This is a genomic window from Streptomyces sp. RG80, assembly GCF_040446465.1.
Lineage (GTDB): Bacteria > Actinomycetota > Actinomycetes > Streptomycetales > Streptomycetaceae > Streptomyces.
The window spans coordinates 14,019-38,528 of sequence record NZ_JBEAAJ010000006.1 but is presented as its reverse complement, the minus strand read 5'-3'; the positions used below and the strand labels follow the sequence as shown (position 1 = coordinate 38,528).

The window sequence follows — 24,510 nt, the reverse complement described above, 5'->3', positions numbered from 1 at the left end:
GAAGGCTCCGGTGGCTGTCGTCGTACAGGTGTCGCTGGCGCTTCCGCTCGCCCTCGCCGGTCTCTTCCTGGAGCAGGTCCACTTGGCGCTCACCGGCTCAGGTATCGGCGCGCTGTCGGCCGTGCTCACCGCGGTGGCCCGCCCCTCGAAGCCGTCGGCCGACACGAGTGTCGAGCGGGCCGTCGACGTCGAACGGAACCGGCTGCGGCACGACCTCCACGACGGACTGGGCCCGCTGCTCTCCGGCATCGGTCTGTGTGCCCTGGCCCTGTCCGAACTGCTCGACGAGCGGGGCCTGGACCGGGAGCACGCGCTCCTCGACCGGATCAGGACCGAGGTGTCGCACGCGACGACGGAGGTGCGCCGTCTGATCGACGCGCTGCCGCCCGGCGCGGTCGCCGCGCTCGGGCTCGTCGGGGCGTTGCGGGATCACGCCCGGTTCGTTCCGCCGCCGACGGCCGTCGAGATCGTGGCGTGCGCGCTGCCCGTGCTGCCCCCGGCGGTGGAGGCGGCGGTGTACCGGATCGTGATGGAGGCGATGACCAATGTGGTGCGACACGCGGACGCCCGGCACGTCCGGGTGACCCTGGCCGGGGGGCGCCGCTCGCTGCTGGTCAGCGTCGCCGACGACGGGCGCGGGATCGTCCGCGCGCCGGCCGGGGTGGGGCTGACGTCGATACGGAACCGGGCCGAGGCCGCGGGCGGGACGCTGCGGGTGCGCACGGCTCCGGGTCGCGGTACCGAGGTGCGCGTACGACTCCCGTTGTCCCGCACGGCCTGACCGTATCGGCCCGACCGCGTCGGCCTGACCGTGTCCCGGGTCCTCCGGGACAGGTGCCCGTCGCGGTCAGGACTCCCGCCTCTGCTCGGGGCGAGCCGGGCGCCGCACCGTGGGAGGCGTCCTACACCGGCCGGTTCCGCACCGGCCAGTTCCCGACAAGGAGTCATCCCATGGCCTCTGGCACCTTCCAGTCCCTCCCGGTACCGACGACGGCACTCGACGGCCGTATCAGCGCCATCCTCCTGGACCCCGACGGCAACCCGGCCGACGTAGTCAACAAGGGCACGGCGGTCACCGTCCGGGTCGACTGGAACCTCACCGGCTTCCTCGTGCCGCTGCTCGCGGGCACCTGGAACCTGCACGTCAACGTCGACGAAATCGGTGGCACGCACGACTTCAAGGAGCCCCCGACGCCCGTCTCCGTCGCACTGAGCGGAGACCCCGACTACCGGCGCGACATCGTCCTGAGCTCACTTCAGGCCGGGCGCACCTACTCGCTCGTGGCCTCGCTGGCCTATCGCAATCCGGCCGGCGGCCCGGCGCCGCTCGGCGGCTATGTGAACGTCGGCACGGTGAACGTGCTGCTCTGACCACCTTCCCGGGGGAGTCCGCGTCCCGCCCTGCCACAACGGCCGGGCGGGACGCGGGCGTTCGGCTCAGGTGCCGGGCTTGCGGCCGTACACGTAGACGTCGTCGCCCTTCTTCAGCAGCGACCAGTACTTCTTGGCGTCCTTGGTGGTCATGTTGGTGCAGCCGTGCGAGCCGGGCGGGTTCCACATGCTGAGGTTGACCGAGTGGAAGGCCTGGCCGCCGTCGAAGAACTGGCTGTAGGGCATGGGGACGTCGTAGATGGACGACACGTGGTCGATGTCGCGCCAGTAGATCTTCTTCAGACCGGTGCGGGTCTCGTAGCCGTCGCGGCCGGTGCGGACCGGCACCGGGCCGTACACGAGGGTGTTGCCGTCCTGGATCCAGCTCAGCTGGAGGGTGAGGTTGACGCAGGCGATCCGGCCCTTGTTCGTCGGGCACTTGCCGTCCTTGTTCGGGTTGTTCCCGACGGCCTTCTGCTTGTTCATCAGGTCCATCACGCCCCAGGTGACGGCGCCCGCGTAGCCGGCGTTCGGCTTGATGCCGTGCTTGGTCTGGAAGGCCTGGATGGCCTTGCAGTCGGCGCTGGACTGCTTGCCGTCGACCGGGCGGCCGAGGAACTTCTCGACCTTCTTCTGGTACGGCCCGGTCTGCGTGGTGCAGGCGGTGGCCGCCTGAGCCGGCGCGGTGCCCAGGGCGAGCGTGAGCGGTGCGATCAGTCCGGTGATTCCGAGGGCGACGACCCCTCGTCTGCGTATGTCCCCCATGGCTGGCCCTTCCCCTGCGCGTGTCGTGTCCTGCGATCGGCTCCTGCGATCTGCCTGGCTAGACCGGTGCGCGGGGGCGTCGGTTGTATGCCGGATCAGGCTGTGACGAAACGGTGAACTTCCTGCTCGGCGGAGCGCCTCAGCAGCCCCACCGCACGGGTCAGTACGTCCGGTGTCGCCGTGAACGGAAGCCGCAGACGGTGGGTGAGCGTGGTGCGGTCGGCGGCGAAGTGCGGGCCGGGTGTCACCGCCAGGCCGAGGCGGGCGGCCCGGGCCGCGAGGTCCGTCGCCGAGGTGTCCGCGCCCAGGTGCGGCCACAGCGACAGACCGCCGTCCGGGATCGTGTACGTCCATCCGGTGCCCTCCAGGAGCCCTGCGAGGTGGTCGCGCTGGGCGCGCAGCCTCGTCCGGCGGTCCGCGAGCACCGCCTCCAGTCCGTCGCCGAGCAGTTCGACTGCGATGAGCTGTTCCAGGGGCGGTGGCGACAGTTGCGCCTGGAGGGGGCTCTGGCGCAGTCGTCGTACGAGATCGGCGGTGGCGCGGATCCAGCCGACCCGCAGTCCGCTCCACACGGTCTTGCTCGCCGAGCCGATCTGGATCACCCGGGGTCCGGACAGATGGGGCTCGGCGGTGGGCGGCGTTCTGAGGTCGAGGTCGCGCATCGTCTCATCGGCGATGACGGTGATCGCGAGGCGGGCGATCTCCGCGCGCACCGCCGGGGTCATGTGGGCGCCCGTGGGGTTGTGGAAGTCCGGGACGAGATAGGCGAGTTGTGGGGTACGGGTGCGTACGGCGGTCGCGAGGTGGTCGGTGTCCCAGCCGGCGTCGGAGGTCACGGGGACGGGCAGCAGCCGGGCTCGGCGAGCGCGCAGGACCGCCAGGGCGCCCGGGTAGCAGGGGCTCTCCACCGCGACCGGGCGCCCGCGGTCCGTGTGCAGGTGGTCGAGGAGCAGGGTGAGGGCGGCCTGGGCGCCGGAGGTGACGAGGATCTGTTCCGGGCGGGTCGCGAGGCCCGCGCGGGTGTACCGGTCGGCGAGGAGCTCCCGCAGCCGCGGCAGGCCGGCCGTGGCGATGCCGGAGTCGACGAGGAGGGCGGCGCTGCGTTCGGCGGCCCGGGCGAGGGCGGCGAGGTAGGCCTCGTGGGGTGCGGCCGTGAGGGCGAGGGTGAGGTCGAGGTCGGCGTCGCCCGCGCCGCCGCGGTCCAGGGACCAGGGCGTGGTGCGTTCGGTGAGGCGGGCGGGGAGGCGCACGAGGCTGCCGCTGCCGTGCCGGGTGTGCAGCCAGCCGTCGTCCCGCAGCAGGGTCAGGGCGGCGACGACGGTGCCGCGGCTGATGCCCAGGACGCGGGCGAGCTCCCGCTCGGAGGGCAGTCTGGTCCCGGCGGGCAGCCGGCCGTCGACGACCGCCTCGCGCACGGCCGCGGCCAGCGTCCGTGACAGGGGGCCGCGCTGCTCGCGCCAGGCGCCGAGGGCGGTGGCGAATCCCATGCTCATCGGTCCAGTTTGGCCCAAGTGGACCACGCCGTGACGGGCGGCCCTCTCCTACGCTGCGGCGCATGCACCGTACTCTCGCCGACGATCTCTCCCGGCTCCCCGACCTGCTCCAGTCCGCGCGCGATCTGGCCGCCCGTGAGCTGGCCGGGCTGTCCGAGCGGCCGGCCGTCCACCTCGACAAGGCACCCGACCGTGAAGAGCTGCCGGGTGCGGGCGCCGGGGCACAGGGTGCGCTGGCACGGTTCGCCGAGCGGTGGGCGCCCGGCTTCTCCGGCTCGGCCGGCCCCCGCTACCTCGGCTTCGTGACGGGCGGCGCGACGCCCGCCTCCGTCGCCGGGGACTGGCTGACCAGCGTCTACGACCAGAACGGCTCGGGTGCGGTGGGGTCCTGGGCGACCGCGCTGGAGCGGGAGACGGTGGGCTGGCTGCGCGAGCTGTTCGGGCTGGGCGAGGCGCACAGCGGGGCGTTCGTCACCGGGGCGACCGCGTCCAACACCGTGGGGCTCGCCGTCGCCCGCGAGTGGCTGGGCGAGCGGCTCGGTGTGTCGGTGTCGCGGGACGGGGCCGCGGCGCTCGGCGAGGTCCACGTGCTCTCCGGCAGCCCGCACTCCAGCATCGGCAAGGCCCTGTCGGTGCTCGGCGTCGGCCGGGACCGGCTGCGGTCGGTGCCGGTGCTGCCGGGCAACCGGGAGGCCGTGGACGTCGCCGCGCTCGACCGCGCGCTGTCGGCGCTGGGCGGCCGGCCGGCGATCGTGGTGGCGAACGCCGGCACCGTGAACACGGTCGACTTCGACGATCTGCGGGCGATCGCGGCGCTCCGGGAGCGGCACGACTTCTGGTTGCACGTGGACGCCGCGTTCGGCGGCTTCGCCGCGCTCTCCCCGTCGTACGCCGAACTCGTCGACGGTCTCGACGCCGCCGACTCCGTCTGTGTCGATCTGCACAAGTGGCTCAACGTGCCCTATGACGCGGCCGTCCAGTTCACCCGCCGCCGGGATCTTCAGGTGGCGGTGTTCCACAACGCCTCGCCGTATCTCGGACTGCCCGCCGGCGAGCCGGACTTCGTGCATCTGACACCGGAGAACTCCCGGCGGCTGCGCGCCCTCCCGGCGTGGTTCTCCCTCATGGCGTACGGCCGGGACGGGCATCGCGAGATCGTCGAACGGAACGTCGCGCTGGCCCGGGAGCTCGGCGAGCGCGTCGCCGCGACGGCCGGCCTGCGCCTGCTCGCCCCGGTCCGGCTGAACGTCGTCTGCTTCACCCTGGCCGACGAGCCGACGCAGGAGCGGGTCGACGCGCTGGCACGGGCGGTGGCGGCCACCGGCGAGACGTTTCTGACGCCGACCGTGTACGACGGGACGCCCGGGCTGCGGGCGGCGTTCAGCAACTGGCGTACGTCCGCGGCCGATGTGAAGCGGATCAGCGGGGCTGTGGCGCGGGCGCTGTGACCGGGGCGTGTTGCGGGAGTTCGCGTCGGGTGCGGACCGGGGAGAGGTAGACCGGCAGGAAGGCGGTCGTCATCAGCACTCCGCCGACCCACAACGTGGCGCGTACGCCGACCAGTTCGCCGAGCAGTCCGGCGACCGCGGCGCCGACGGCGAGCGCTCCGGTCAGGACGAAGCGGTAGGTGGCGTTCATGCGGCCCAGGAGGTCGTCCGAGGTCATGCGCTGTCGCAGGCTGACGCCGAGGACGTTGTCGGTGCCGGTCTTGAACAGGACCAGGATCCAGCCGGCGCCGGCGATCCACAGCCACGGTCCGCGGTCGATGAGGGGTACGAGGAGACCGGCGGGTGCCAGGACCGCGCCCGCGAGTCCGAGGGTACGGCCGTGGCCGAGGCGGGCGGCGAGGGGGCGTGCGCAGCGGGCGCCGAGCAGCAGGCCCAGACCGCCGGCCGCCCAGAACAGGCCCAACGCGCTTGCGGGCAGGTCGAGTTCGCGTACGAACAGGAGGGGCAGCATGGTGTTCACCGTCTGCATGCCCAGGTTGACCAGGGCGGCCGTGAGGGCGAGGGCTCGCAGTTCCGGATTGCCGAAGACGTGCCGGAGGCCTTCGGCGATCTCTGCCTTGAGCGAGGCCCGCCGCTTCCGGCCCGCGGGGGCCTCCTTGCCTCGGATCGCGATGAGCTGGAGGCCGGAGGCCAGGTAGGTCACCGCCGCGCACAGCAGGGCCACGGGGGCGGTGAGGAACTGGACCAGGGCGCCGCCCGCGCCACGTCCGGCGACGTTGCCGACCGCCTGGAGGCCGACCAGGGCGGCGTTCGCCGGGACCAGGGCATCGCGGCCGACCAGACGGGGCAGGGTGCTCTGGGAGGCGACGTCGAAGAACACGGTCGCGGCGCCGTTGAACAGGACGACGGCGTAGAGCTGGCCGAGGGTGAGGGTGTCCGTCCACCAGGCGAGCGGGACCGAGACGTACAGGGCCGCGCGGGCGAGGTCCGCCACGATCAGGACCCGGCGGTGCCGCATCCGGTCCACCCAGGCACCGGCGGGCAGCCCGATGAGCAGGAACGCCAGGGTGCTCAGGGTGGCGAGCGCGCCGACCTGTCCGGGACCGGCGTCCAGCGCGGTGACGGCGAGGAGGGGTACGGCGACGTAACTGACGTTCGTGCCGAGCTGGCTGAGGGTGCTCGCGGCGAACAGGACGCGGAAGTCGGCGGTACGCCAAGGGGATTCGGGCAACACAGGAGAACGCTGCCCGACGCCCTCGTCGCAGGACAAGTGAAAAGATCTACAGCGACTCTTAAGACTTGCTACGTCGATACTCCTGGAAGCCGGAGTTGACCGCGGTGATCCCGCCGTCGACGACGAGGGTCGTGCCCGTGATCCAGGACGCGTCCCGGGAGGCGAGGAACGTGATCGCCGCGGCGATGTCCTCGGGCTCGCCCACCCGGCCCAGCGGATAGAGGTCGCGCATGCTGTCGAGCTGTTCCTCGCGGCCCTCCCAGGCGGCGGTGCGGACGGTGCCGGGGACGACGAGGTTGACGCGGACGCCCCGGGCGGCGGCGTGTCCGGCGAGGGTGCGCGTCAGGGAGCCCAGGCCCGCCTTGGCGGCGCTGTAGGCGTGGTTGCCGAAGTCCGTCAGGCCGTTCACGGAACCGACGTTGACGACGGCACCGCGACCGGATTCGGCCAGGTGCGGGAGAGCGGCCCGGGCGCACCGGAAGGCGCCGGTCAGGGTGATGTCGAGGTCGGCGGCCCACTCGTCGTCCGTCTCGTCCTCGAAGAGCGGGGCGTCCGGGGTGCAGTGGCAGGCGTTGTTGACGAGGACGTCCAGCGAGCCGAACGCGTCGACGGCCCGCTGGACGGCTGCCGCCACGGAGGCCCGGTCCCCGACATCACACCCGAACGCCTCTGCCGTCAGGCCCAGTTCACGCAGACCGGCAGCCGCCTCCTCCGCCGCCGGCACGTCCACATCGGTCACCAGCACCCGCGCCCCCTCCTCGGCGAACCTCCGCGCGGTGGCGGCGCCGATGCCGCGGGCGGCGCCGGTGATGAGAACTCCGTACCCTGCGAAGCGTGTTGTGTCCGTCATGGGGACGCACGGTAGTGCCGGAGGGATCAACCAGGCAGATACCGTGCGCCCATGTCGGCTTTCATGCAGCAACTGCCCGCGCTGATCGGTGTCGTGATCGGCGCGCTCGGTTCGTACCTGGCGGTCGTCCGCAGCGACGGTGCCCGCTTCCGCCGTGAGCAGTCGGCACGTTGGGAGGAGCGGCGGCTCGCGGTGTACGCCGACTACGCGAGCACGCTGAAGAAGACCGTCACGCTGGCCTGCCGAGCGGCGTCCCACCTCGGCATCGACCCTCATCCGCATCCCCTCTCCGCCGAGGAGGCCGCACCTTTGCTGGCCGGGGCCACGCTCGCCCGGGACCCGGCCGGGGAGTCGCTGCTCATGCTGGGGAGCCCGGAGGTGGTGCACAAGGCGCGAGCCTGGGTCACCGTGGTGCTGGAGATGGAGCAGTTCCTGCGCGACGGGACGCGCGATGCGGCGGCATGGCGGGAGCTGGTGGAGCGGCATCGCCTCGGACGTGACGCCTACTACGCCGCCGTACGCGACGATCTGGCACTGCCACCGGGCCTCGTGGTGCGATGGCAGTTCCCGTCGGTGAACCAGCCCTGATCTCAGCGGTAACCGGTCGTGTCCGCCGGCTTCCCCGCGTCCTGTACCTCCACGATGTACCGCCACGCATCCGGGCGGCTGCCGTCCAGGTCGGTGAAGCCGTAGACCTGGGCGAGGCCGCCGCTGGAGAGGGACGTGCTGTTGAAGCGGGCCACCTCGGGGTCGGCGGCGAGGGCGGTGACGGCGCGGCCGACGTAGCGCGGGGTCTCGGAGATGGCGAAGTGGGGGACGCGGTCGAGGGCGTCGCGCCAGTTGTCCTCGCGCACTCCGTAGTGCTCCAGCATCATCTCCGACCGCAGCCAGCCCGGGGTGAGCGTGACGGCGGTGGCTCCGCGGGGGCCGAGTTCATGGCCGAGGGCGAAGCCCATGCGCAGGACGGACGTCTTGGCGAGGTCGTAGAAGAAGGTGTTGCGGTAGGTGGCGCCGTTGTACTCGGCGGTGCCGTCCGTCATCTCCACCACCAGTCCCCCGGGGTGACGCAGCAGCAGGGGCAGGGCGTGGTGGCTGGTGATGACATGGGTCTCGACCGCGAGCCGCAGCAGCCGCAGGCCGTTGTCGAGGTCGTGCTCCCAGACGGGGCTCTCCCACTCGAAGAGTTTCTCGCCGCCCCAGATGTTGTTGACGAGGACGTCGAGGCGGCCCTGTTCGTCCGCGATCCGGTCGACCAGCGCGCGGACCTGGGCGGGTTCGAGGTGGTCGGTGGGTACGGCGATGCCCTCGCCGCCGGCCTGGGTCACCAGGTCGGCGGTGTCCTCGATGGTCTCGGGGCGGTCGTACTCCGAGCGCCGGTCCCGGGTGCTGCGGCCCGTCGCGTAGACGGTGGCGCCGGCCGCCCCGAGTTCGACGGCGACCCCCCGTCCGGCTCCCCGGGTCGCCCCGGCGACCAGTGCGACCTTGCCCTTGAGCGGTTGTGACATGTGTCCGGCCTCCCGTGTCTTCGTGGTCGATTCCACGGTGCCGGGTAAGCCGGACATCTCCTGTCACCTTTTTCGAGGAGTCACCGGTTTTTCGAGGAGTCACCGGGTTCTCCTCCGATGTCACCCGGCCGCGCGGAGCCGGTCCTCCAGGGCGTCGAGGTCCGCGAGGATCCAGATGTGGCCGCCCTGGTTGGTCTCGTGGACGAAGTCGCGCAGCGCGTCGCTGCCGTCCAGGTGCCGGGACACGTCTCCTACGACGGCCAGGCGCACCCGGTAGTTCACGAACTTCTGCATGACCGCCCCGGCCACCCCCGACCGCAGCCGGAAGAACTCGGCGTCGACCCGTTCGGCGGGCACCGCGACGAGTTCCGCGCCGAGCCCCATGGCGTCGCCGATGAGGTCCAGCGCGGCGCGCTCGCCGTCCAGCGGCGGGCCGTCGGGAGCGCAGCGCAGCACGTTCACCCCGTGCAGCTTCACGATCTCGTCAGTGGCCACGCGCGATCCATTCCTGAAGGTGCGGGGCCTCGGCGCCGATGGTCGTGCTGTCGCCGTGGCCGGTGAGCACCTTGGTCTCGGGCGGCAGAGCGAGCAGCCGGTCGCGGATCGAGTCGACGATCGTCGGGAAGTGGGAGAAGGAGCGGCCGGTGGCGCCGGGGCCGCCCTGGAAGAGGGTGTCGCCGGTGAACACCGTGGCGAGGGCGGGGTCGTAGAGGCAGACCGCGCCGGGCGCGTGGCCGGGGGTGTGCAGCACCCGCAGGTCGGCGCCGGCCGCCTCGATCACCTGGCCGTCCTGGAGGTGGGCGTCGGGGTCGCGGTCGGGGTGGGTCTGCTTCCACAGGGGTAGGTCGTCCGGGTGCAGCCAGATCGTGGCGCCCGTGAGGTCGGCGAGTGCCGGGGCGGCGTCGATGTGGTCGTTGTGGGCGTGGGTGCACACGATCGCGGTCAGGCGCCGGTCGCCGACGGCTTCGGCGATCGCCGCGGCGTCGTGCGCCGCGTCGATGACGATCACCTCGTGGTCGTCGCCGACGATCCACACGTTGTTGTCGACGTCCCAGGTGCCGCCGTCGAGGCTGAACTGCCCGGACGTGACGAGGCGTTCGATGCGGGCGGTCATCAGAACACCACCACCGAACGGAGCACGTCGCCGCCGTGCATGCGCTCGAAGGCCTTCTCGACCTCGTCGAGTTGGATGGTCTCGGTCACGAACGCTCCCAGGTCCAGGCGGCCTTGCAGATGCAGGTCGATGAGCATCGGGAAGTCCCGGGAGGGCAGACAGTCGCCGTACCAGGAGGACTTGAGGGAGCCACCGCGACCGAAGACGTCCAGCAGGGGCAGTTCCAGCTTCATGTCCGGGGTGGGCACCCCGACCAGGACGACCGTGCCGGCCAGGTCACGGGCGTAGAAGGCCTGCTTGTACGTCTCCGGGCGGCCCACCGCCTCGATGACCACGTCCGCGCCGTGGCCGCCGGTCAGCTCACGGATCGCCTCCACCGGGTCGGTGTTCCTGGAGTTCACGGTGTGGGTGGCGCCCATCGAGCGGGCCTTGTCCAGCTTGCGGTCGTCGATGTCGACGGCGATGATCCGTGCCGCGCCCGCCAGGTTCGCCCCGGCGACGGCCGCGTCCCCGACCCCGCCGCAGCCGATGACGGCGACCGTGTCACCCCGGCCGACGTTGCCGGTGTTGATGGCCGCGCCGATACCGGCCATCACCCCGCAGCCCAGCAGCCCGGCCACCTGAGGCGCGACCGACGGGTCCACCTTGGTGCACTGCCCGGCGGCGACCAGCGTCTTCTCCGCGAACGCCCCGATCCCGAGGGCGGGCGAGAGCTCCTGGCCGGTCGCGGCGAGGGTCATCTTCTGCGAGGCGTTGTGGGTGTTGAAGCAGTACCAGGGCCGGCCCCGCAGACAGGCCCGGCAATTTCCGCACACCGCACGCCAGTTGAGGATCACGAAGTCACCGGGGGCGACGTCGGTGACGCCCTCGCCCACCGCCTCCACGATCCCCGCCGCCTCGTGCCCGAGCAGGAAGGGGAAGTCGTCCGAGATCCCGCCCTGCTTGTAGTGCAGATCGGTGTGGCACACCCCGCACGCCTGCACCTGTACGACCGCCTCGCCCGGGCCGGGGTCGGGCACCAGGATGGTCTCCACCCGGACCGGCTCGTCCTTGCCCGGTGCGATCACGCCGCGAACTTCCTGCGCCATGGTGGTGAGCCTTTCCTTCCGGCGGTGTCCGTCCCCTCGACCCTACGCGGAACTGATCAGTAACGGCACGGGAGCGGATCCGTCACCGCAGGAAGCCCCGGACGGCCCGGCCCAGCGCCTCCTCGTCCCGGACGTCCGTGCCGCCCAGGGCCAGCAGCCGGTGCGGCACATGGACCAGCGTCCGCGCGATCTGCGGGGCCGAGGTCCCCGGCAGGCCCGGCTCGACCAGCACCAGGTCCGCCTGGTCGGCGGCGAGGGCGGCCGTGCGCAGACCGACCTCGTCGAAGGGCCGGATGGTGGCCGCGTAGAGCACGGTCAGGTCCAGTCCCTCGGTGGCGCGCAGGATTGGGTCGAGGGTGGCGCCGACCGCGAGCACCACGCCGTCCAGGCCCTCCCGGACGAGCGCGAACCCTTCCGTGCCTCCATGCGGCTCGGCGTTGGAATCGGCGGAGACATGGACGTACGCCCGTTCGCCGCTCGCCACCGCGGCCAGGACGATGCCGCGCACTTCGACGGGGTGGCCGGGGGCATGTACCGTCCAGCCGGGCGTGGCGGCGAACCTGGTCAGTTCTTCGACGGCTCCGTAGCCGACGAGGACGGTTCCGCCCGACGTGGACCGCGGAGCCCCGGAGCACGGAGTCATGGACTGCGGAAGGGACTCGGCGGCCGCGATCAGCATGTCGGATTGCACGGAATGACCTCCTGGTGAGGATTCTCTTCGGACGCGTCAAGAAAACGTTGGGAAACAAACTCGACGGCCTCTCATACGACCCTGGATTCCCCGCACTTGAGCCCCTCACCCCAGGAAATTGAACCTTTAACAGGCACACAGGAATGTGGACGTCTCTTTGCCCGCTCCAGATACCCGCCTGGTTCTTCACGGCGGTGCGCCGCGTTTACCTTGTCATTCATCTCACCCTGAAGATGAAGCGGAAGGGGACATCCCGCCATGGCCCAGAGCGAAACGCGTCCGGCGTCCGGCCCGTTGGTCCATCTCATCGCCGGGCCGACCGGGGTCGGAAAGAGCGCGGCGGCCACGCGGCTGGCCCGGGCGACCGGCGCCCCGATCGTGGTCGCCGACCGTCTCCAGTGCTTCACCGACCTCGCCACCACGAGCGCCCGCGCGGGTGCCGACGTACCCGGGGTGTGCCGGCACTGGCTCGGGGACCGCACCTTCGCCGACGGCGACCTGTGCGCGGCGAAGGCGACGGATGCCCTGGTCGCGCTGGTGGAGCGACTGGGCGCCGGGCACCGGTTCGTGATCGTCGAAGGCGGCTCGATCTCCCTGTTGCGGGAGCTGATGGCCCGGCGGTCCGAACTGTCCTGGCACCTGACAGTCCGCCTCCTGCCCCCGCCCGGCCGGGACGAGTACGTCGCGGCCCTGGACCGCCGGGCCCGCGGGATGCTCGCCCCGGAGGCACCCGGTGGACACAGCCTCCTGGCGGAACTCGCCGCGCTCTGGCGCGACCCCCGCCGCCGGTTGCTCGCGGCCTCCGTCAACGGCTTCGAAGCCGTCCTCGAATGCTGCGCCAAGTACACGCTGGAGGTGGAGTCGGTCGACACCCAGCCCCTTTCCGAGCACGTTCTGGAACGGATGGCCGCGCTGATCGCCGAACGCCACGCGGAACACGGATTTCTCCAGCATCGCGTGTTCTCCGAAATTTTCGACAGTCGAATTTCCGAGCCCGGATTCGACACCGACCTCCTGGAGCGTGTGGCGTGAATGCGACCCGGCAGGATCCGGCCCTCGCCTCGCACGATTTCGGCCACCTCGTGGAATCCCGCCCCCTCGGTTTCCTCACGGCGCACTCCTGTGCCGAGGTCCGCGAACTCGTCTCCTGCGCCGGGCCGCGCGGAATCCCGGTGTCGGCCCGTGGCTGCGGGCACGCCCCGTACGGACAGGGTCAGGCGCACGGCGGATACGTCGTCGACATGGGCGCGCTCGACGAGGTGCGCTGTGTGCCGGGCGACCGGACGCTGGTCGCCGGGGCCGGTACGACGTGGGGCGCGGTGGTGCGGGCCGCGCTCGCCGAGGGGCTGGTGCCGCCGGTGCTCCCCGACCATCTGGGGGCCAGTGTCGGCGGGGTGCTGAGCACCGGCGGATTCGGCGGGTCGAGCCATCGGCGCGGACTGGTCGCCGACTGGGTGCGGGAGCTGGAGGTGGTCACCGGCACCGGCGAGCAACTGGTGTGCTCGCCCGAGCGGCATCCGGAGCTCTTCCGGGCGGTCCTGGCGGGCCTCGGCCAGTGCGCTCTGATCGTCCGCGCCACCCTCGGGCTGGTGCCCGCCCCACGGCGCGTCCGCCGCTACCGCCTCTACCACGAGGGACCCGCCACCTTCTTCGCGGACCAACGCAGGCTGGCCCGCGACGCCCGCTTCAGCCATGTCGCGGGCCAGGCCCGCCCGGCCCTCGGCGGCACCTGGCGCTACATGATCGAGGCGGTGACCCCGTACGACGGTCAACTCCCCTGCTTCGACGACGTGTTGACCGACGACCTGTTGATCGGGGACCTGGACCACGACCGGGAGACCGAGGAGATCGAGGACCTGTCGTACGCGGAGTATCTGCACCGGCCGGCCCGCGACGAACGGCTGCTGCGCGCCACCGGTGAGTGGGAGCGTCCGCACCCCTGGCTGACCCTGCTGCTCCCGGAGGAGGTGGCCGAGGCCTTCGTCCCGGCCGTGCTGGCCGAGGCCGAACAGCAGGACCTGCGGTTCTGCGGCGAGGTGCGGCTGCGGCCGCTGTCGGCCCGGGCCCTGCGGGCGCCGCTGCTGCGCAGGCCGCACGGTGAACTCCTGTGCCTGCTCTCCCTGATGCGCACCGCACCGCCCACCGATCCGGTCACCGCCCGCCGCATGGTCGACGCCAACCGCGCCCTGTACGAACGGGCCAGGGCCGTCGGCGGGGTCCTGTACCCGGTGAGCGCGCTGCCGATGACGCCGGAGGACTGGCGGGCCCACTTCGGTCCCGCCTGGACCGCTCTGGCGCGCGCCAAGGACCACTACGACCCGCGGCACATCCTGACCAGGGGGTACGGACTGTGGGCGTGAGCGCCGTCACCGTCTTCTGCGGCGCGTCCGCCGGGCACCGCCCCGGCCCGCTGCACGCCGCCACCGACCTGGGCCGCGCCCTGGCCGGCGCCGGGATACGCCTGGTCTACGGCGGCGCCCGCACCGGTCTGATGGGCGCCGTCGCGGACGGGGCGCTGACTGCCGGGGGCTCGGTGACCGGGGTCGTGCCGCGCGCGATGCTGCCGTACGAGATCACCCACACCGGGCTCACCGAACTCGAGGTGGTCGCCGATCTGCACGAGCGCAAGGCGCGGATGGCCGAGGCGGGTGAGGCGTTCGTGGCGCTGCCGGGCGGTCTGGGCACCGCGGAGGAGCTGCTGGAGGCGCTCACCTGGGCCCAGTTGGGCCTGCACCGCAAACCGTGTCTGCTGCTCGACCCGGCCGGCTTCTACCGTCCGCTGCTGTCCTTCCTGGAACACGCCCGCGACGAGGGCTTCCTGCATCCCGGGGACCTGGAGCGGATCGTGGTGTGCCGGTCGGCCGAGGAGGTCCTCGCCCGGCTGGCGGACCCACCGGCCGCCGAGGCTCCGGTGCGGGTGCCGAGGGGCCGGACCGCGTTCCTGTTCTCGGCGGCCGGTTCGCAGCAGCCGGGGATGGGGCGCGAACTCCACGCCACGTCACCGGTGTTCGCCGACACCCTCGACGAGGTGTGCGAGCTGCTCGCGCCCTACCTGGACCTGCCGCTGCGGGACGTGATGTTCGCCCCGGCCGGTTCGCGCACGGCGGTGCTGCTCGACCGGGTCGCCTACGGATTTCCGGCGATCTTCGCGCTCCAGGTGGCCCAGTACCGGCTGCTGGAGAGCCAGGGGCTGCGTCCCGACGTGCTGTTCGGCTACTCGGCCGGGCACATGGCGGCGGCGCACGCGGCGGGGGTGTTCTCGCTGCCCGACGCCTGTCGTGCGGTGGGCACGCTGTCACGGCTTATGCGGAACCTGCCGGCCGGTGGGTGCATGGCCGCGGTCGAGGCGGGGCCTCAGGAACTGCGTCTGGGGGCGGGCGCCGTGGTGGCGGCGGTCAACGGGCCCCGGTCCGTCGTCGTGTCCGGCGACCGTGAGGCGGTGACCGCGGTGTGCGCCGAGTGGGCGGCCCGCGGGCGCCGCACCCATGTGCTGCGCGTGGACGCGGCTCCCCACTCGCCGCGCTTCGAGCCCCTTCTAGCCGACTACCACCGGGTGCTGCGCACGATGGAGCTCCACGTCCCCCGTGTCCCGCTGCTGTGCGACACCACGGCCGAACCGGTCACCAAGGCGGCCACCGAACCCGGCCACTGGGTGAACGCCCTGCGCCGGCCCGTCCGTTTCGCGGACGCGGTCGCCCGGCTGCACGCCGAGGGCACGACCACCTACCTGGAGCTCGGCCCGGGCGAGGTCCTGACCGGCATCCTCGACGCCTGTCTCCCCCACGGTCCCGACCGGCCCCTGGTCCTGTCGGTGACACGGAACTGGCGAGCCCTGCGCAAGGCGGCGGACGTAGCCTGAAAGCTCCGCCCGACCGCGAGGAGCGCCGTGAGCATCGCCGCGACGGAGCAGGCCCCGCCCACCTGGCGCCTGCTCCTCGGATACGTCCGACCCCACCGCTGGGCCCTGCTCGTGGGCGCCCTGCTCTCCCTGGTCACGGGTGCCACGGGACTGCTGCTGCCGCTGGTGGCACGGGAGTTGATCGACGACCTCTCCCACGACCGCACCATCACGGGCGCGTTGCTCGTCATGTCGGGCCTGGTGGTGGCCAACGCGGCGCTGGGCGCGCTGGGTTCGTACGTGCTGCGGCGCACCGCCGAGTCGGTCGTGCTCGGCGCGCGGCGCTCACTGTCGTCGTATCTGCTGCGGCTGCGCATCACGGCCGTGGACCGCACCGAGCCGGGCGATCTGATGGCCCGCATCACCTCCGACACCACCCTGCTGCGCGAGGTCACCACCGACTCCCTCGTCGGCCTCGGCACCGGCGGGCTCACGCTGGTGGCGACGGTGGTCATGATGGGCCTGGTCGACCCGGTGCTGCTGGGCGTCACCCTGGCCGTCATCCTGGGCGCGGGCACGATCCTCGGTGTGATCGTGCCGCGTATCAACAAGGCCAGTCGGCAGGCGCAGGACGCGGTCGGTGTGATGGGGGCCTCGCTGGAGCGGACCCTCGGCGCGCTGCGCACGGTGAAGGCCTCGGGCGCGGAGCACCGGGAGGAGCGGGCGCTGCACGAGGCCGCCGAGGAGTCGTGGCGGCAGAGCGTGCGGGCCGCCAAGTGGACGGCGGCCGCGGGCAACACGGCCGGACTGGCGATGCAGATCGCCTTCATCACGGTCCTCGCGGTGGGCGGGGCGCGGGTGGCGACCGGGTCGATCGACGTGGGTACGCTGGTGGCGTTCCTGCTGTACGTCTTCTATCTGATGTCGCCGATCCAGCAGGTCGTCGGCGCGATCACCCAGTACCAGACGGGCTCGGCGGCCCTGGCCCGGATCCAGGAGGCCCTGCGGCTGCCCGCCGAACCGGCCGGTGCGCCCGCCCCGTTGCCCACGGCCGGCGCCGAACCCGCGACCCTCGCCTTCACCGACGTACGCTTCCGCTACGCCGACGACCTCCCCTACGTCCACCACGGCGTGACGTTCGCGGTGCCCGCCCAGGGCATGACGGCGTTCGTCGGGCCCTCCGGCGCGGGCAAGACCACCGTGTTCTCGCTCATCGAGCGCTTCTACGACCCCGAGTCCGGCACCATCAGCCTCGACGGACGCGACCTCGCCGACTGGGAGTTGCCCCGGCTGCGTTCGGCGATCGGCTACGTCGAGCAGGACGCCCCGGTGCTGTCGGGCTCGCTGCGCGACAACCTGCTCCTGGGCAACCCGGACGCGGACGACGCGGCGCTGGCGCGGGTCCTGAAGACGACCCGCCTGGACGGACTGGTCGCCCGGCTGCCCGGCGGCGTCGACACCCTCGTGGGCCATCGCGGCACCAAGCTCTCCGGCGGCGAACGCCAACGCGTCGCCATCGCCCGCGCCCTGCTGCGCCGCCCCCGTCTGCTCCTCCTCGACGAGGCCACCTCCCAGCTGGACGCGGTGAACGAGGCCGCGCTGCGCGACACGGTCGCCGACGTCGCGCGCACAACGACGGTCCTGGTCGTCGCGCACCGGCTGTCGACGGTGACCATGGCCGACCGGATCGTGGTCATGGACGCGGGGCGGGTACGGGCGGTGGGCACCCACCGGGAACTGGTGGCCGCGGATCCGCTGTACGCGGAGCTGGCGGCGACCCAGTTCCTGGCGACGGCGGAGTAAGGGTGCAGCGCGGTCTGGCAGGATCCCCGCATGATCAGGCGCCGTCCCACCCATCTCCTGTTCGACTTCTTCGGCACACTCGTCGACTACTCGCCCAGCCGCACGGAACAGGGCTACCGGCGTTCCCACGCCCTACTGCGCGATTTCGGGGGGCAGTTGGGATACGAGCGGTTCCTGGACGTCTGGTCCGCGACCTCCGCCCGCTTCGACCGGGCGAGCGCGCTCGACGACCGTGAGTTCTCCATGGCGGACGTCACGACCGAGTTCCTGGGCGCGGTGCTGCCCCGGCCCGCGACGCCGGAACAGGTGGACGCCTTCGTGGCGGCCTATCTCGCGGAGTGGAGCGCCGCCGTGCGCCACCCGGCCGGGATCGACGTCCTGCTCAAGGGGTTGGGCTCGGAGTTCCGGCTGGCGGTGGTGTCGAACACGCACAGTCCGACCATGGTGCCGGAGCAGCTCGCCGCGATGGGGGTGCTCGACGTCATGGACGCGGTCGTGCTCTCCGTGGAGGTGGGCAGGCGCAAGCCCCACGCGGACATCTACCGGGCGGCGCTCGACCGACTCGGGGTCCCGGCGCGGGACGTGTGGTTCATCGGCGACTCCTACGAAGCCGACTACACGGGCCCGCGCAGGTTGGGCATGGAGGCACTCCTGATCGATCCCCAAGGCACGGCCGACGTCCCGCCGCACGATCGGCTGGACTCGGTGTTCGATCTGCCGCATCGCCTGAACGCGGTGCGTCCGGGCCCGACGGCGTGAGGACGGCCCTTGCCCGGCGCGGGCCCGCCTGCGAAGATCACCTCATGATCAGACGAAAGGACACCCGGGCCGTCGTCCGGTGACCCGCTCCCATCTCCCCGAGCAGACGCCCCGGCCGAGCCGCCGCGCCAACGGGTCGAAGACCGCCGCGGCGCGTATCACCGCCGCCGCCACGCGTCTCACGAGTTCCACCGCCACGCTGCCTCCCCCGGTGCTTTCTGTCCTGGACAGACAGCTTCGGCGCATCGAGTGGCGTGACCACCAACGAGCCCTGGAATCGAGCCTCCAGGAACGAGCCCTACCGGCTGCCCGCGCACGCGAGTTGGGCCGGTGGTTCGCCCTGCGCGGTGAACACCCGAACGCGATCCGGTTCGGTCTCCTGCTGCTCTCCCTGGCCGGGACCGACGCGGACAGGGACCTCCTGACGAGCCTGGGCACGGCCTCGGCGTACTCGTCCGAGGCCTGTGCCGCCCTGGCGCGCTCCCAGTCCGACCCGTGCCGGGCCCTGTTCGAACTGGCCCGGCGGGCGGACGGCTGGGCTCGGGTCGACGCCGTCAAGCACCTCGCGGAAACGTCCGATCCCGACATCCGGGAGTGGTTGATCCGCGAGTCGTGCACGGGAGACGTACTGGACAGCTACTTCGCGCTGACCGCCGCGCGCGCCGGCGGCCTCGCCGAGGTCGTCTCCAGGCGATCACTGGACGACGAGATGCTGGACGGCGTCGGCAGGCTCCTCGAAGCGCTCACCGATGTCGACGGTCCCGGGGCGGCCCTGGGCTCCTACGCCGACGCGGTGGACGCGCTGACCGGCTACCTACGGCACGCCACAGCGGGAGGCGCCACGCTGCCACGGCTCTGGACCCTCCTGACGATCGACCGCTTCCTCGGCGACCCCCGGGCGAGCGCCCTGTGCGCGGAACACGAGGAGTGGCGGCGCGTCCGGGACCGGTTCAGGCAATCCGTCGCCGATCCGGCAGCCCGGCGTGTCGTACTCGCGGGCCTCGCCGACGAGGATCCGGCGACGCTCCGCCTCGCGGCGTGGGCGGCGACCCGGATGGCCATCCCGGTGCGTCCGACGCTGCTGCGGAGGGTGGAGTCTCACCCCTACGACAAGGCCGTCTGGTTCCTGCTCGTCGACGACTGTCCGAGCGACGAGATCGCGGCGGTCGTCGAGGCGGCTCGGCGCGTCCTCCCGCTCCAGGACCTGCGCACCGGTCCGACCACCGAACTGGGCCTCGGCAGGGAGTACGAGGTCGACGGCGTCCTCGACATCATCGTGAGCCGGCTGGACGCCCACCCCGGCCACGGCTGGGAGCTGGTGGAGACCGCCCTGCACAACCGGACGAGCAGAAACCGCCGAATGGCGCTCCGGGCGATCAGGACCTGGCCGGCCGAGGCCGTCCCGGCCGCGGCACGCCGGATCCTCCTCGACGCCGCGGCGCGCGAGCCCGTGCCCGAACTGCGCGCGGAGCTGGCACGGGCCGCCGGGCGGCTATGAGGTCTCCAGCCTCCGCAGCCGTTCCGCGTCACACGTGCGCGGGCAGGTGGAGCAGGCCTCCGCCGGGCGGATGGCGTAGAACATGCAGCAGCCGGTGCGGGTCCGGGTGGCGTGGCGGCTCCCGTCGTCGCCCACCAGGTAGCGGAAGTCGGCGCCGCTGGGGTACGGCGGCACGGGGATCGGCAGCACCTCGGTCGCGGCCCTGATCGCGGCGCCCTCCTCGCCCAGCATCCGGCCGAGGTACCAGAGTGCGGAGACCAGGTCGTCGGAGACCATGCCCCACAGGGCACGCGACCGGCGGCGCGCGACGGGGCCGATCGCGGCCAGCAGCGGGCGCATGTGCTCGGCGAGCGACATTCGCAACCGCGCGCGCAGCTGGTCCTCCTGAGGGAGCGTCAGCACTCCGGGAAGGGCGGCCACCGAGTCGCCGGGGAGGCAGGCGAGTTCGGTGCCGGGTGTGATTTCGAACGCCCCCGAGGCGAGGTCGAGGCGCAGGTCCTCGGGGCGGATGCGGGGCACCCGGCGTTCGAGGTACCAGGCGCCGCCCATCAGCACGCCGACGGACCAGGCGTAGTCGTGCAGGGCGCGGGAGGCGGCGACGTCCGGGCGTACGGCGACTCCGTAACGGCCCTGGATGCGGGCCGACTCGGCTTCGACGAAGGCGTCCAGCAGGTTCCGGTCGGACGCCAACTCGGCGGCCGTCACGCCGACTTGGCCGGTCGGCGCGACCCGCACGTCCAGCGCTTCACAGATGCCGGCCAGCCGCCGATAGACGTCACCGAGGGCTCGCGAGACGGCGCCGTCCGGTGTGGTCTTCAGGGCCAGGGACATCGGCGTGCTCCAGAGGGCAGACATTTTCAGCGGACACACAAGCAAGGTTCAATAGGCAAGCCTTACCTTAGCTTGATCAAGGGAGTCCCATGTCAACGCACCTCAAAGGAATCCCACAGTCAGTTGAAAAGTAAAGCAAGCCTCACCTAAGCTCACGCCTCGTGACTGCGACCCATCGGGGCGCACCCCCCACAGGTGTGCCCTTTCGTGCCTTCAGGCACATACCGCTCTTCCTGACCGGCCTCGCGGCCCTGACCCTCTGCACCGCCCTGAGCCTCGCCCTCGGCGCCCGCTCGGTACCCCTGTCCACCGTGGCCGACGCCCTGTTCGGCGACGCCCACGGCCGCGACGCCCTCGTCGTGACCGGACTGCGGCTGCCGCGCACCGTCATCGGCCTCGCCGTCGGCGCCGCGCTCGGCGTCGCCGGAGCCGTCGCCCAGGGCATCACCCGCAACCCGCTGGCGTCCCCCACGACGCTCGGCATCAACGCGGGCGCCGGTTTCGCGGTCGTCGTCGCGATCTTCGCGCTCAAGCTCAACGACCCTGTCGAGTACGTGTGGTTCGCGTTCGCCGGAGCCGCGGTCGCCGCCCTGTTCGCCCAGGCCCTGTCCCGTCGCGGCGGGGACATCGACCCCGTACGGCTCGCCCTCGGCGGCACCGTGCTCCAACTCGTGCTGCTGTCCTGGACGTCCGCGGTGATGCTGCTGAACCAGCGCACCCTCGACGAGGCCCGCTTCTGGCTCGCCGGCTCGCTGTCCGGACGCCCCCTAGACACGCTGTGGCCGGTCCTGCCGACCCTGCTGCTCGGCCTCGTGGTCGCCCTCGCCGTCTCCCCGGCGCTCAACGCCCTCGCCCTGGGCGACGATTCGGCGCAGGCCCTCGGTGTCCCGGTGGGCCGCATCCGGCTCGCCGGCGGCATCGCGGTCGTCCTGCTCGCCGGGTCGGCGGTCGCGGTCGCCGGCCCGATCGCCTTCATCGGCCTCGCCGCACCCCACCTCGTACGTCCGCTGCTCGGCGGCGACCACCGGCTGCTGGTGCCCGGCTGTCTCATCGCCGGCCCGCTGCTGCTGCTCTCGGCCGATGTGCTCGGCCGGCTGGTGCTGCGCCCCTCGGAACTGGAGGTCGGCATCGTGACGGCGTTCCTGGGCGCGCCCCTGCTCGCGCTGCTCGCCCGGAAGGTGGCGACCCGATGAACCGGGCCAAGACCCGTACCCGCGTCCTGCTCTTCGCCGCCGTCGCCCTCGCCGCACTGTTCGTGCTGCTCACCGTCTCCCTGACGACCGGCGAGATGCGGATCCCCGCGCCCACGGCACTGCGCGCCCTGGTCGGACTCGGCGACTCCGGTGACGTCCTGGTGGTGCAGCAGTTCCGGGCGCCCCGCTCGGTCGCGGCGATCGTCGGCGGTGCCGGGCTCGGCGTGGCGGGCTGTGTCCTCCAGCGGCTGTTCCGCAATCCCCTGGCGTCCCCCGACGTCATGGGCATCACCGGCGGCGCCTCGCTCGGCGCGGTCGCGCTGATCGCCGTCGGCGCCTCCCAGACGCTGGTTCCGCTCGGCGCGCTCGGCGGCGGACTCCTCGCGGCCCTGCTGCTGGGCGTGTTCGCCTGGGGCTCCGGGCTCGCCGTCACCCGGCTGGTGCTGACCGGGCTCGCCGTGCAGGCGGGACTCGCCGCCGCCGTCAACCTGATGATCGTGCGCTTCCCGGCCGAGCTGGCCGGATCGGCGCTCCAGTGGACCACGGGCTCGGTGTACGGGCGGACCTGGACGGAGGTGTGGGGAGCGGGCGGCGCCATGGTGCTCGCGCTCACCGCCGCCTTCGTACTGCACCGCCGGCTCGCCGTGCTCGACCTCGGCGACGACTCCGCGGGCGCCCTCGGTCTCAACACCGCCGCGACCCGCCTCCAACTCCTCGTCCTCGCCGTCGTCCTGGCCTCGCTGGCCGCCGCGCTCGCCGGTCCCGTGACGTTCGTGGCGCTCGCCGTTCCGCATGTCGTCCGGTTCCTCACCGGGCCGCCGACCGCCGCCTCGCTGGCGCTGGCCGGACTCACCGGGGCGGTCCTGCTGCTCGCCTCCGACCTGGTGGTGCAGCACCTGCTGCCGATCGAGGGGCTGCCGGTGGGCGCGGTCACCGCCACGCTCGGCGCGCCCTGGCTGCTGGTGCTGATGTTCCGGCAGAGCTCGCCCGTGCAGAGGAGCCACGCATGACCACCCGACCGGAGACCCGGATGAACACCCCCAACCAGCTCGCCACCGAGGGCCTCGACCTGCGCTACGGCGACCGTCTCGTCGTCGGCGGCCTCGACCTCACCCTCCCCGGCGGCGCCGTCACCGCGATCGTCGGCCCCAACGCCTGCGGCAAGTCGACGCTGCTGCGCGGCCTGAGCCGGCTCCTCGCCCCGGCCGCGGGCACCGTCACCCTGGACGGCTCCGACATCCACCGACTGCCGGCGAAGGCCCTCGCCCTGCGCATGGGGCTGCTGCCGCAGCAGCCGGTCACCCCGGAGGCAATCACCGTCGAGGCGCTCGTACGGCTGGGCCGCTACCCGCACCAGCGGCTGCTGAGCCCCTGGTCGGCCGCCGACCAGAAGGCGGTGGACGAGGCCCTGGAGCGCACCGGCACCACCGCCCTGCGCGACCAGCCGGTGGACCGGCTCTCCGGCGGTCAGCGCCAACGCGCCTGGATCGCGCTGGCCTTGGCCCAGGACACCGAGCTGCTCCTGCTCGACGAGCCCACCACCTTCCTCGATCTGCGCCACCAGCTCGACGTACTCGACCTGGTGGCCGCCCTGCACGCCGAGGCGGGCCGCACCGTGGTGATGGTGCTGCACGACCTCGGACAGGCCGCCCGCTACGCGGACCACATGGTGGTCCTCAAGGACGGCCGGCTCGCCGCCGCCGGAGCCCCGGCGGACGTCCTCGACGCGGAGCTGGTCAAGTCCGTGTTCGACGTGGACTGCCGAGTCATCCCCGACCCGGAGACCGGCACCCCGCTGGTCGTCCCACTGCGCAGGCGGGGCGCGTCGGTGTCGAGAGTCCGAGCGCGCGGAGGCCCGAAGGGCTGAGCACGGTCGGACTCTCGACACCGACACAGAGCGCCCCGTCTGCGCAGAGTCAGAGGGGCGCAGCGCTGTCCGGCATTCCGCCGCGACCGCCTGATCACCACCCGACGGAAAGAAAGAACCAACCCCCCATGCTCAAGCGATTCGCCATGCCCGGAATCGGGAAGATTCTGGCCTCCCTGCTCGCCGTGATCCTCGGAACGGCCGCCCTGACCGCCTGCGGCAGCGACTCCTCGTCCGAGGAGTCCACCGCGGCGAAGCCCGCCACCGACTCCGGCGCCTTCCCGCGCACCCTCAAGACCGCCATGGGCGATGTGAAGATCCCGTCCCAGCCGAAGCGGGTCGTCGTCCTCGACACCGGTGAGCTGGACGACGTGACGCTGCTCGGCATCGACCCGGTCGGCGCGGTCGCCCCGCACTTCAAGACCGAGGGCGGCTTCCCGACCTACCTCAAGGGCGAGTTGAAGGACACGGCCGACGTCGGCCCGCTCCTGGAACCCAACCTGGAGAAGATCGCCTCGCTGAAGCCCGATCTGATCCTGTCCTCCAAGGTCCGGCACGAGAAGGTCTACGACAAGCTCAGCGCCATCGCCCCGACCGTCTTCACGGAGACCACCGGCGGTGTCTGGAAGGAGAACCTGAAGGTCCACGCCGAGGCGCTGGGCCTGGAGAAGGAGGCCGCGGCCAAGCTGAACGAGTACGAGACGCAGGCCAAGGCCCTGGGTGAGGCCATCAAGAAGAAGGACGGCAACGCCATGCCGACCGCGTCCGTGGTCCGCTTCATCGCCGGTCCGACCCGTCTGTACCAGTCGAACTCCTACAGCGGTGTGGTCCTGAACGACATCGGCTTCAAGCGGCCCGCCTCGCAGGTCTCCGACGACCCCGAGGTCACGATGAAGGACGTCAGCCCGGAGCAGATCGACCAGGCCGACGCCGACCTGATCTTCGTCACCTCCGCGGACGTGGACGACAAGACGCAGAAGAAGCAGGTCACCTCGAACCCGGTGTGGAAGTCCCTGTCGGCCGTCAAGGACGGCAAGGTCTTCGAGGTTCCGGACGAGACGTGGATGTCCGGCATCGGTGTCCAGGCCGCCGAGCAGATGCTCGCGGACGTGGCGAAGGCCACCGGCGTACCGCTGCCCGCCAAGTAACTCCCGCTGAATCG

The 24,510-nt window shown here is 72.2% G+C and carries 24 protein-coding genes; 14 read left to right on the top strand and 10 right to left on the bottom strand.

The features are described 5' to 3' along the window. Positions 1-10 precede the first annotated feature (10 nt). The gene (locus tag ABKA17_RS20985; RefSeq protein ID WP_353693681.1) at positions 11-781 is read left to right on the top strand and encodes a sensor histidine kinase; all 771 of its coding nucleotides are present in this window, start codon (positions 11-13) and stop codon (positions 779-781) included. A 170-nt stretch (positions 782-951) separates the two neighbouring features. Further along, complete coding sequence (locus tag ABKA17_RS20980; protein WP_353693680.1) at positions 952-1,371, top strand: hypothetical protein; 420 nt, start codon at positions 952-954, stop codon at positions 1,369-1,371. Positions 1,372-1,437: 66 nt separating this feature from the next. Here ABKA17_RS20980 and ABKA17_RS20975 read toward each other — a convergent pair whose 3' ends face one another. Together ABKA17_RS20975 and ABKA17_RS20970 are read right to left on the bottom strand one after the other, a co-directional pair. Beyond that, positions 1,438-2,136: a L,D-transpeptidase family protein gene (locus ABKA17_RS20975; protein ID WP_353693679.1), complete on the bottom strand. Its 699-nt coding sequence runs from the start codon at positions 2,134-2,136 to the stop codon at positions 1,438-1,440. 95 nt (positions 2,137-2,231) lie between these two features. Beyond that, complete coding sequence (locus ABKA17_RS20970) at positions 2,232-3,629, bottom strand: aminotransferase-like domain-containing protein (protein ID WP_353693678.1); 1,398 nt, start codon at positions 3,627-3,629, stop codon at positions 2,232-2,234. 62 nt (positions 3,630-3,691) lie between these two features. On the opposite strand from ABKA17_RS20970, the gene ABKA17_RS20965 reads away from it, so the two are divergent. Further along, positions 3,692-5,077 (top strand): pyridoxal phosphate-dependent decarboxylase family protein, encoded by a 1,386-nt coding sequence (locus ABKA17_RS20965; RefSeq protein WP_353693677.1) that lies wholly within the window; start codon positions 3,692-3,694, stop codon positions 5,075-5,077. Here the strand turns inward: ABKA17_RS20965 and ABKA17_RS20960 are convergent. Next, positions 5,049-6,311 (bottom strand): MFS transporter, encoded by a 1,263-nt coding sequence (locus tag ABKA17_RS20960; RefSeq protein ID WP_502994320.1) that lies wholly within the window; start codon positions 6,309-6,311, stop codon positions 5,049-5,051. The genes ABKA17_RS20965 and ABKA17_RS20960 overlap by 29 nt on opposite strands. 58 nt (positions 6,312-6,369) lie before the next feature. Continuing rightward, positions 6,370-7,161 carry an SDR family NAD(P)-dependent oxidoreductase gene (locus tag ABKA17_RS20955; RefSeq protein ID WP_353693675.1) on the bottom strand — a complete coding sequence of 264 codons (792 nt, stop codon included), beginning with the start codon at positions 7,159-7,161 and terminating at the stop codon, positions 6,370-6,372. Positions 7,162-7,212: 51 nt separating this feature from the next. Between ABKA17_RS20955 and ABKA17_RS20950 the strand changes: the two genes are divergently transcribed. Continuing rightward, positions 7,213-7,749, top strand: a complete 537-nt coding sequence (locus ABKA17_RS20950) for a hypothetical protein (protein WP_353693674.1) — start codon at positions 7,213-7,215, stop codon at positions 7,747-7,749. Positions 7,750-7,751: 2 nt separating this feature from the next. Here ABKA17_RS20950 and ABKA17_RS20945 read toward each other — a convergent pair whose 3' ends face one another. The 5 genes from ABKA17_RS20945 to ABKA17_RS20925 all read right to left on the bottom strand — a co-directional run bounded on the left by ABKA17_RS20945 (position 7,752) and on the right by ABKA17_RS20925 (position 11,559). Next, entirely contained in the window at positions 7,752-8,666 is a 915-nt protein-coding gene (locus ABKA17_RS20945) for an SDR family oxidoreductase (RefSeq protein WP_353693673.1), read from the bottom strand. 120 nt (positions 8,667-8,786) lie between these two features. Next, on the bottom strand, positions 8,787-9,161 hold the full coding sequence (locus ABKA17_RS20940) for a DUF4180 domain-containing protein (RefSeq protein WP_353693672.1): 375 nt from the start codon (positions 9,159-9,161) through the stop codon (positions 8,787-8,789). Continuing rightward, positions 9,151-9,780, bottom strand: a complete 630-nt coding sequence (locus ABKA17_RS20935) for an MBL fold metallo-hydrolase (protein WP_353693671.1) — start codon at positions 9,778-9,780, stop codon at positions 9,151-9,153. The genes ABKA17_RS20940 and ABKA17_RS20935 overlap by 11 nt, the downstream gene beginning before the upstream one ends. Continuing rightward, positions 9,780-10,868, bottom strand: coding sequence for an S-(hydroxymethyl)mycothiol dehydrogenase (locus ABKA17_RS20930; RefSeq protein WP_353693670.1), 1,089 nt, complete (start codon positions 10,866-10,868; stop codon positions 9,780-9,782). The genes ABKA17_RS20935 and ABKA17_RS20930 overlap by 1 nt, the downstream gene beginning before the upstream one ends. Positions 10,869-10,950: 82 nt before the next feature. Continuing rightward, complete coding sequence (locus ABKA17_RS20925; RefSeq protein WP_353693669.1) at positions 10,951-11,559, bottom strand: transketolase; 609 nt, start codon at positions 11,557-11,559, stop codon at positions 10,951-10,953. Between the two features lie 258 nt (positions 11,560-11,817). Here ABKA17_RS20925 and ABKA17_RS20920 point away from each other — a divergent pair, with 258 nt between their 5' ends. The 6 genes from ABKA17_RS20920 (at position 11,818) to ABKA17_RS20895 (ending at position 19,457) form a co-directional block, all read left to right on the top strand. Continuing rightward, positions 11,818-12,591: an isopentenyl transferase family protein gene (locus ABKA17_RS20920; RefSeq protein ID WP_353693668.1), complete on the top strand. Its 774-nt coding sequence runs from the start codon at positions 11,818-11,820 to the stop codon at positions 12,589-12,591. Next, on the top strand, positions 12,588-13,919 hold the full coding sequence (locus tag ABKA17_RS20915) for an FAD-binding protein (RefSeq protein ID WP_353693667.1): 1,332 nt from the start codon (positions 12,588-12,590) through the stop codon (positions 13,917-13,919). Before ABKA17_RS20920 ends, ABKA17_RS20915 begins: the two co-directional genes overlap by 4 nt. Beyond that, complete coding sequence (locus ABKA17_RS20910) at positions 13,916-15,418, top strand: TIGR00730 family Rossman fold protein (RefSeq protein ID WP_353693666.1); 1,503 nt, start codon at positions 13,916-13,918, stop codon at positions 15,416-15,418. Before ABKA17_RS20915 ends, ABKA17_RS20910 begins: the two co-directional genes overlap by 4 nt. Positions 15,419-15,445: 27 nt before the next feature. Further along, positions 15,446-17,200 carry an ABC transporter ATP-binding protein gene (locus ABKA17_RS20905; RefSeq protein WP_353693665.1) on the top strand — a complete coding sequence of 585 codons (1,755 nt, stop codon included), beginning with the start codon at positions 15,446-15,448 and terminating at the stop codon, positions 17,198-17,200. 30 nt (positions 17,201-17,230) lie between these two features. Beyond that, positions 17,231-17,959: an HAD family hydrolase gene (locus tag ABKA17_RS20900; protein ID WP_353693664.1), complete on the top strand. Its 729-nt coding sequence runs from the start codon at positions 17,231-17,233 to the stop codon at positions 17,957-17,959. 79 nt (positions 17,960-18,038) lie between these two features. Next, entirely contained in the window at positions 18,039-19,457 is a 1,419-nt protein-coding gene (locus ABKA17_RS20895; protein ID WP_353693663.1) for a hypothetical protein, read from the top strand. Here ABKA17_RS20895 and ABKA17_RS20890 read toward each other — a convergent pair. Beyond that, positions 19,452-20,288 carry a (2Fe-2S)-binding protein gene (locus ABKA17_RS20890; RefSeq protein ID WP_353693662.1) on the bottom strand — a complete coding sequence of 279 codons (837 nt, stop codon included), beginning with the start codon at positions 20,286-20,288 and terminating at the stop codon, positions 19,452-19,454. The two genes, ABKA17_RS20895 and ABKA17_RS20890, sit on opposite strands and share 6 nt — an antisense overlap. A gap of 197 nt (positions 20,289-20,485) precedes the next feature. On the opposite strand from ABKA17_RS20890, the gene ABKA17_RS20885 reads away from it, so the two are divergent. From ABKA17_RS20885 to ABKA17_RS20870, 4 genes are all read left to right on the top strand, one after another. Further along, positions 20,486-21,481 carry a FecCD family ABC transporter permease gene (locus ABKA17_RS20885; protein WP_353694220.1) on the top strand — a complete coding sequence of 332 codons (996 nt, stop codon included), beginning with the start codon at positions 20,486-20,488 and terminating at the stop codon, positions 21,479-21,481. Further along, positions 21,478-22,491: a FecCD family ABC transporter permease gene (locus ABKA17_RS20880; protein ID WP_353693661.1), complete on the top strand. Its 1,014-nt coding sequence runs from the start codon at positions 21,478-21,480 to the stop codon at positions 22,489-22,491. The genes ABKA17_RS20885 and ABKA17_RS20880 overlap by 4 nt, the downstream gene beginning before the upstream one ends. Then, the gene (locus tag ABKA17_RS20875; RefSeq protein ID WP_353693660.1) at positions 22,488-23,348 is read left to right on the top strand and encodes an ABC transporter ATP-binding protein; all 861 of its coding nucleotides are present in this window, start codon (positions 22,488-22,490) and stop codon (positions 23,346-23,348) included. The genes ABKA17_RS20880 and ABKA17_RS20875 overlap by 4 nt, the downstream gene beginning before the upstream one ends. A gap of 128 nt (positions 23,349-23,476) precedes the next feature. Beyond that, on the top strand, positions 23,477-24,496 hold the full coding sequence (locus tag ABKA17_RS20870; RefSeq protein WP_353693659.1) for an ABC transporter substrate-binding protein: 1,020 nt from the start codon (positions 23,477-23,479) through the stop codon (positions 24,494-24,496). The last annotated feature ends 14 nt before the right edge of the window (positions 24,497-24,510 follow it).

Excerpts from the sequence above, each read along its gene's own strand:
- ABKA17_RS20980 (WP_353693680.1), top strand. The coding sequence starts at position 952 with ATGGCCTCTGGCACCTTCCAGTCCCTCCCGGTACCGACGACGGCACTC.
- ABKA17_RS20975 (WP_353693679.1), bottom strand. The coding sequence starts at position 2,136 with ATGGGGGACATACGCAGACGAGGGGTCGTCGCCCTCGGAATCACCGGA.
- ABKA17_RS20970 (WP_353693678.1), bottom strand. The coding sequence starts at position 3,629 with ATGAGCATGGGATTCGCCACCGCCCTCGGCGCCTGGCGCGAGCAGCGC.
- ABKA17_RS20965 (WP_353693677.1), top strand. The coding sequence starts at position 3,692 with ATGCACCGTACTCTCGCCGACGATCTCTCCCGGCTCCCCGACCTGCTC.
- ABKA17_RS20955 (WP_353693675.1), bottom strand. The coding sequence starts at position 7,161 with ATGACGGACACAACACGCTTCGCAGGGTACGGAGTTCTCATCACCGGC.
- ABKA17_RS20950 (WP_353693674.1), top strand. The coding sequence starts at position 7,213 with ATGTCGGCTTTCATGCAGCAACTGCCCGCGCTGATCGGTGTCGTGATC.
- ABKA17_RS20945 (WP_353693673.1), bottom strand. The coding sequence starts at position 8,666 with ATGTCACAACCGCTCAAGGGCAAGGTCGCACTGGTCGCCGGGGCGACC.
- ABKA17_RS20935 (WP_353693671.1), bottom strand. The coding sequence starts at position 9,780 with ATGACCGCCCGCATCGAACGCCTCGTCACGTCCGGGCAGTTCAGCCTC.
- ABKA17_RS20930 (WP_353693670.1), bottom strand. The coding sequence starts at position 10,868 with ATGGCGCAGGAAGTTCGCGGCGTGATCGCACCGGGCAAGGACGAGCCG.
- ABKA17_RS20920 (WP_353693668.1), top strand. The coding sequence starts at position 11,818 with ATGGCCCAGAGCGAAACGCGTCCGGCGTCCGGCCCGTTGGTCCATCTC.
- ABKA17_RS20900 (WP_353693664.1), top strand. The coding sequence starts at position 17,231 with ATGATCAGGCGCCGTCCCACCCATCTCCTGTTCGACTTCTTCGGCACA.
- ABKA17_RS20890 (WP_353693662.1), bottom strand. The coding sequence starts at position 20,288 with ATGTCCCTGGCCCTGAAGACCACACCGGACGGCGCCGTCTCGCGAGCC.
- ABKA17_RS20880 (WP_353693661.1), top strand. The coding sequence starts at position 21,478 with ATGAACCGGGCCAAGACCCGTACCCGCGTCCTGCTCTTCGCCGCCGTC.
- ABKA17_RS20875 (WP_353693660.1), top strand. The coding sequence starts at position 22,488 with ATGACCACCCGACCGGAGACCCGGATGAACACCCCCAACCAGCTCGCC.
- ABKA17_RS20870 (WP_353693659.1), top strand. The coding sequence starts at position 23,477 with ATGCTCAAGCGATTCGCCATGCCCGGAATCGGGAAGATTCTGGCCTCC.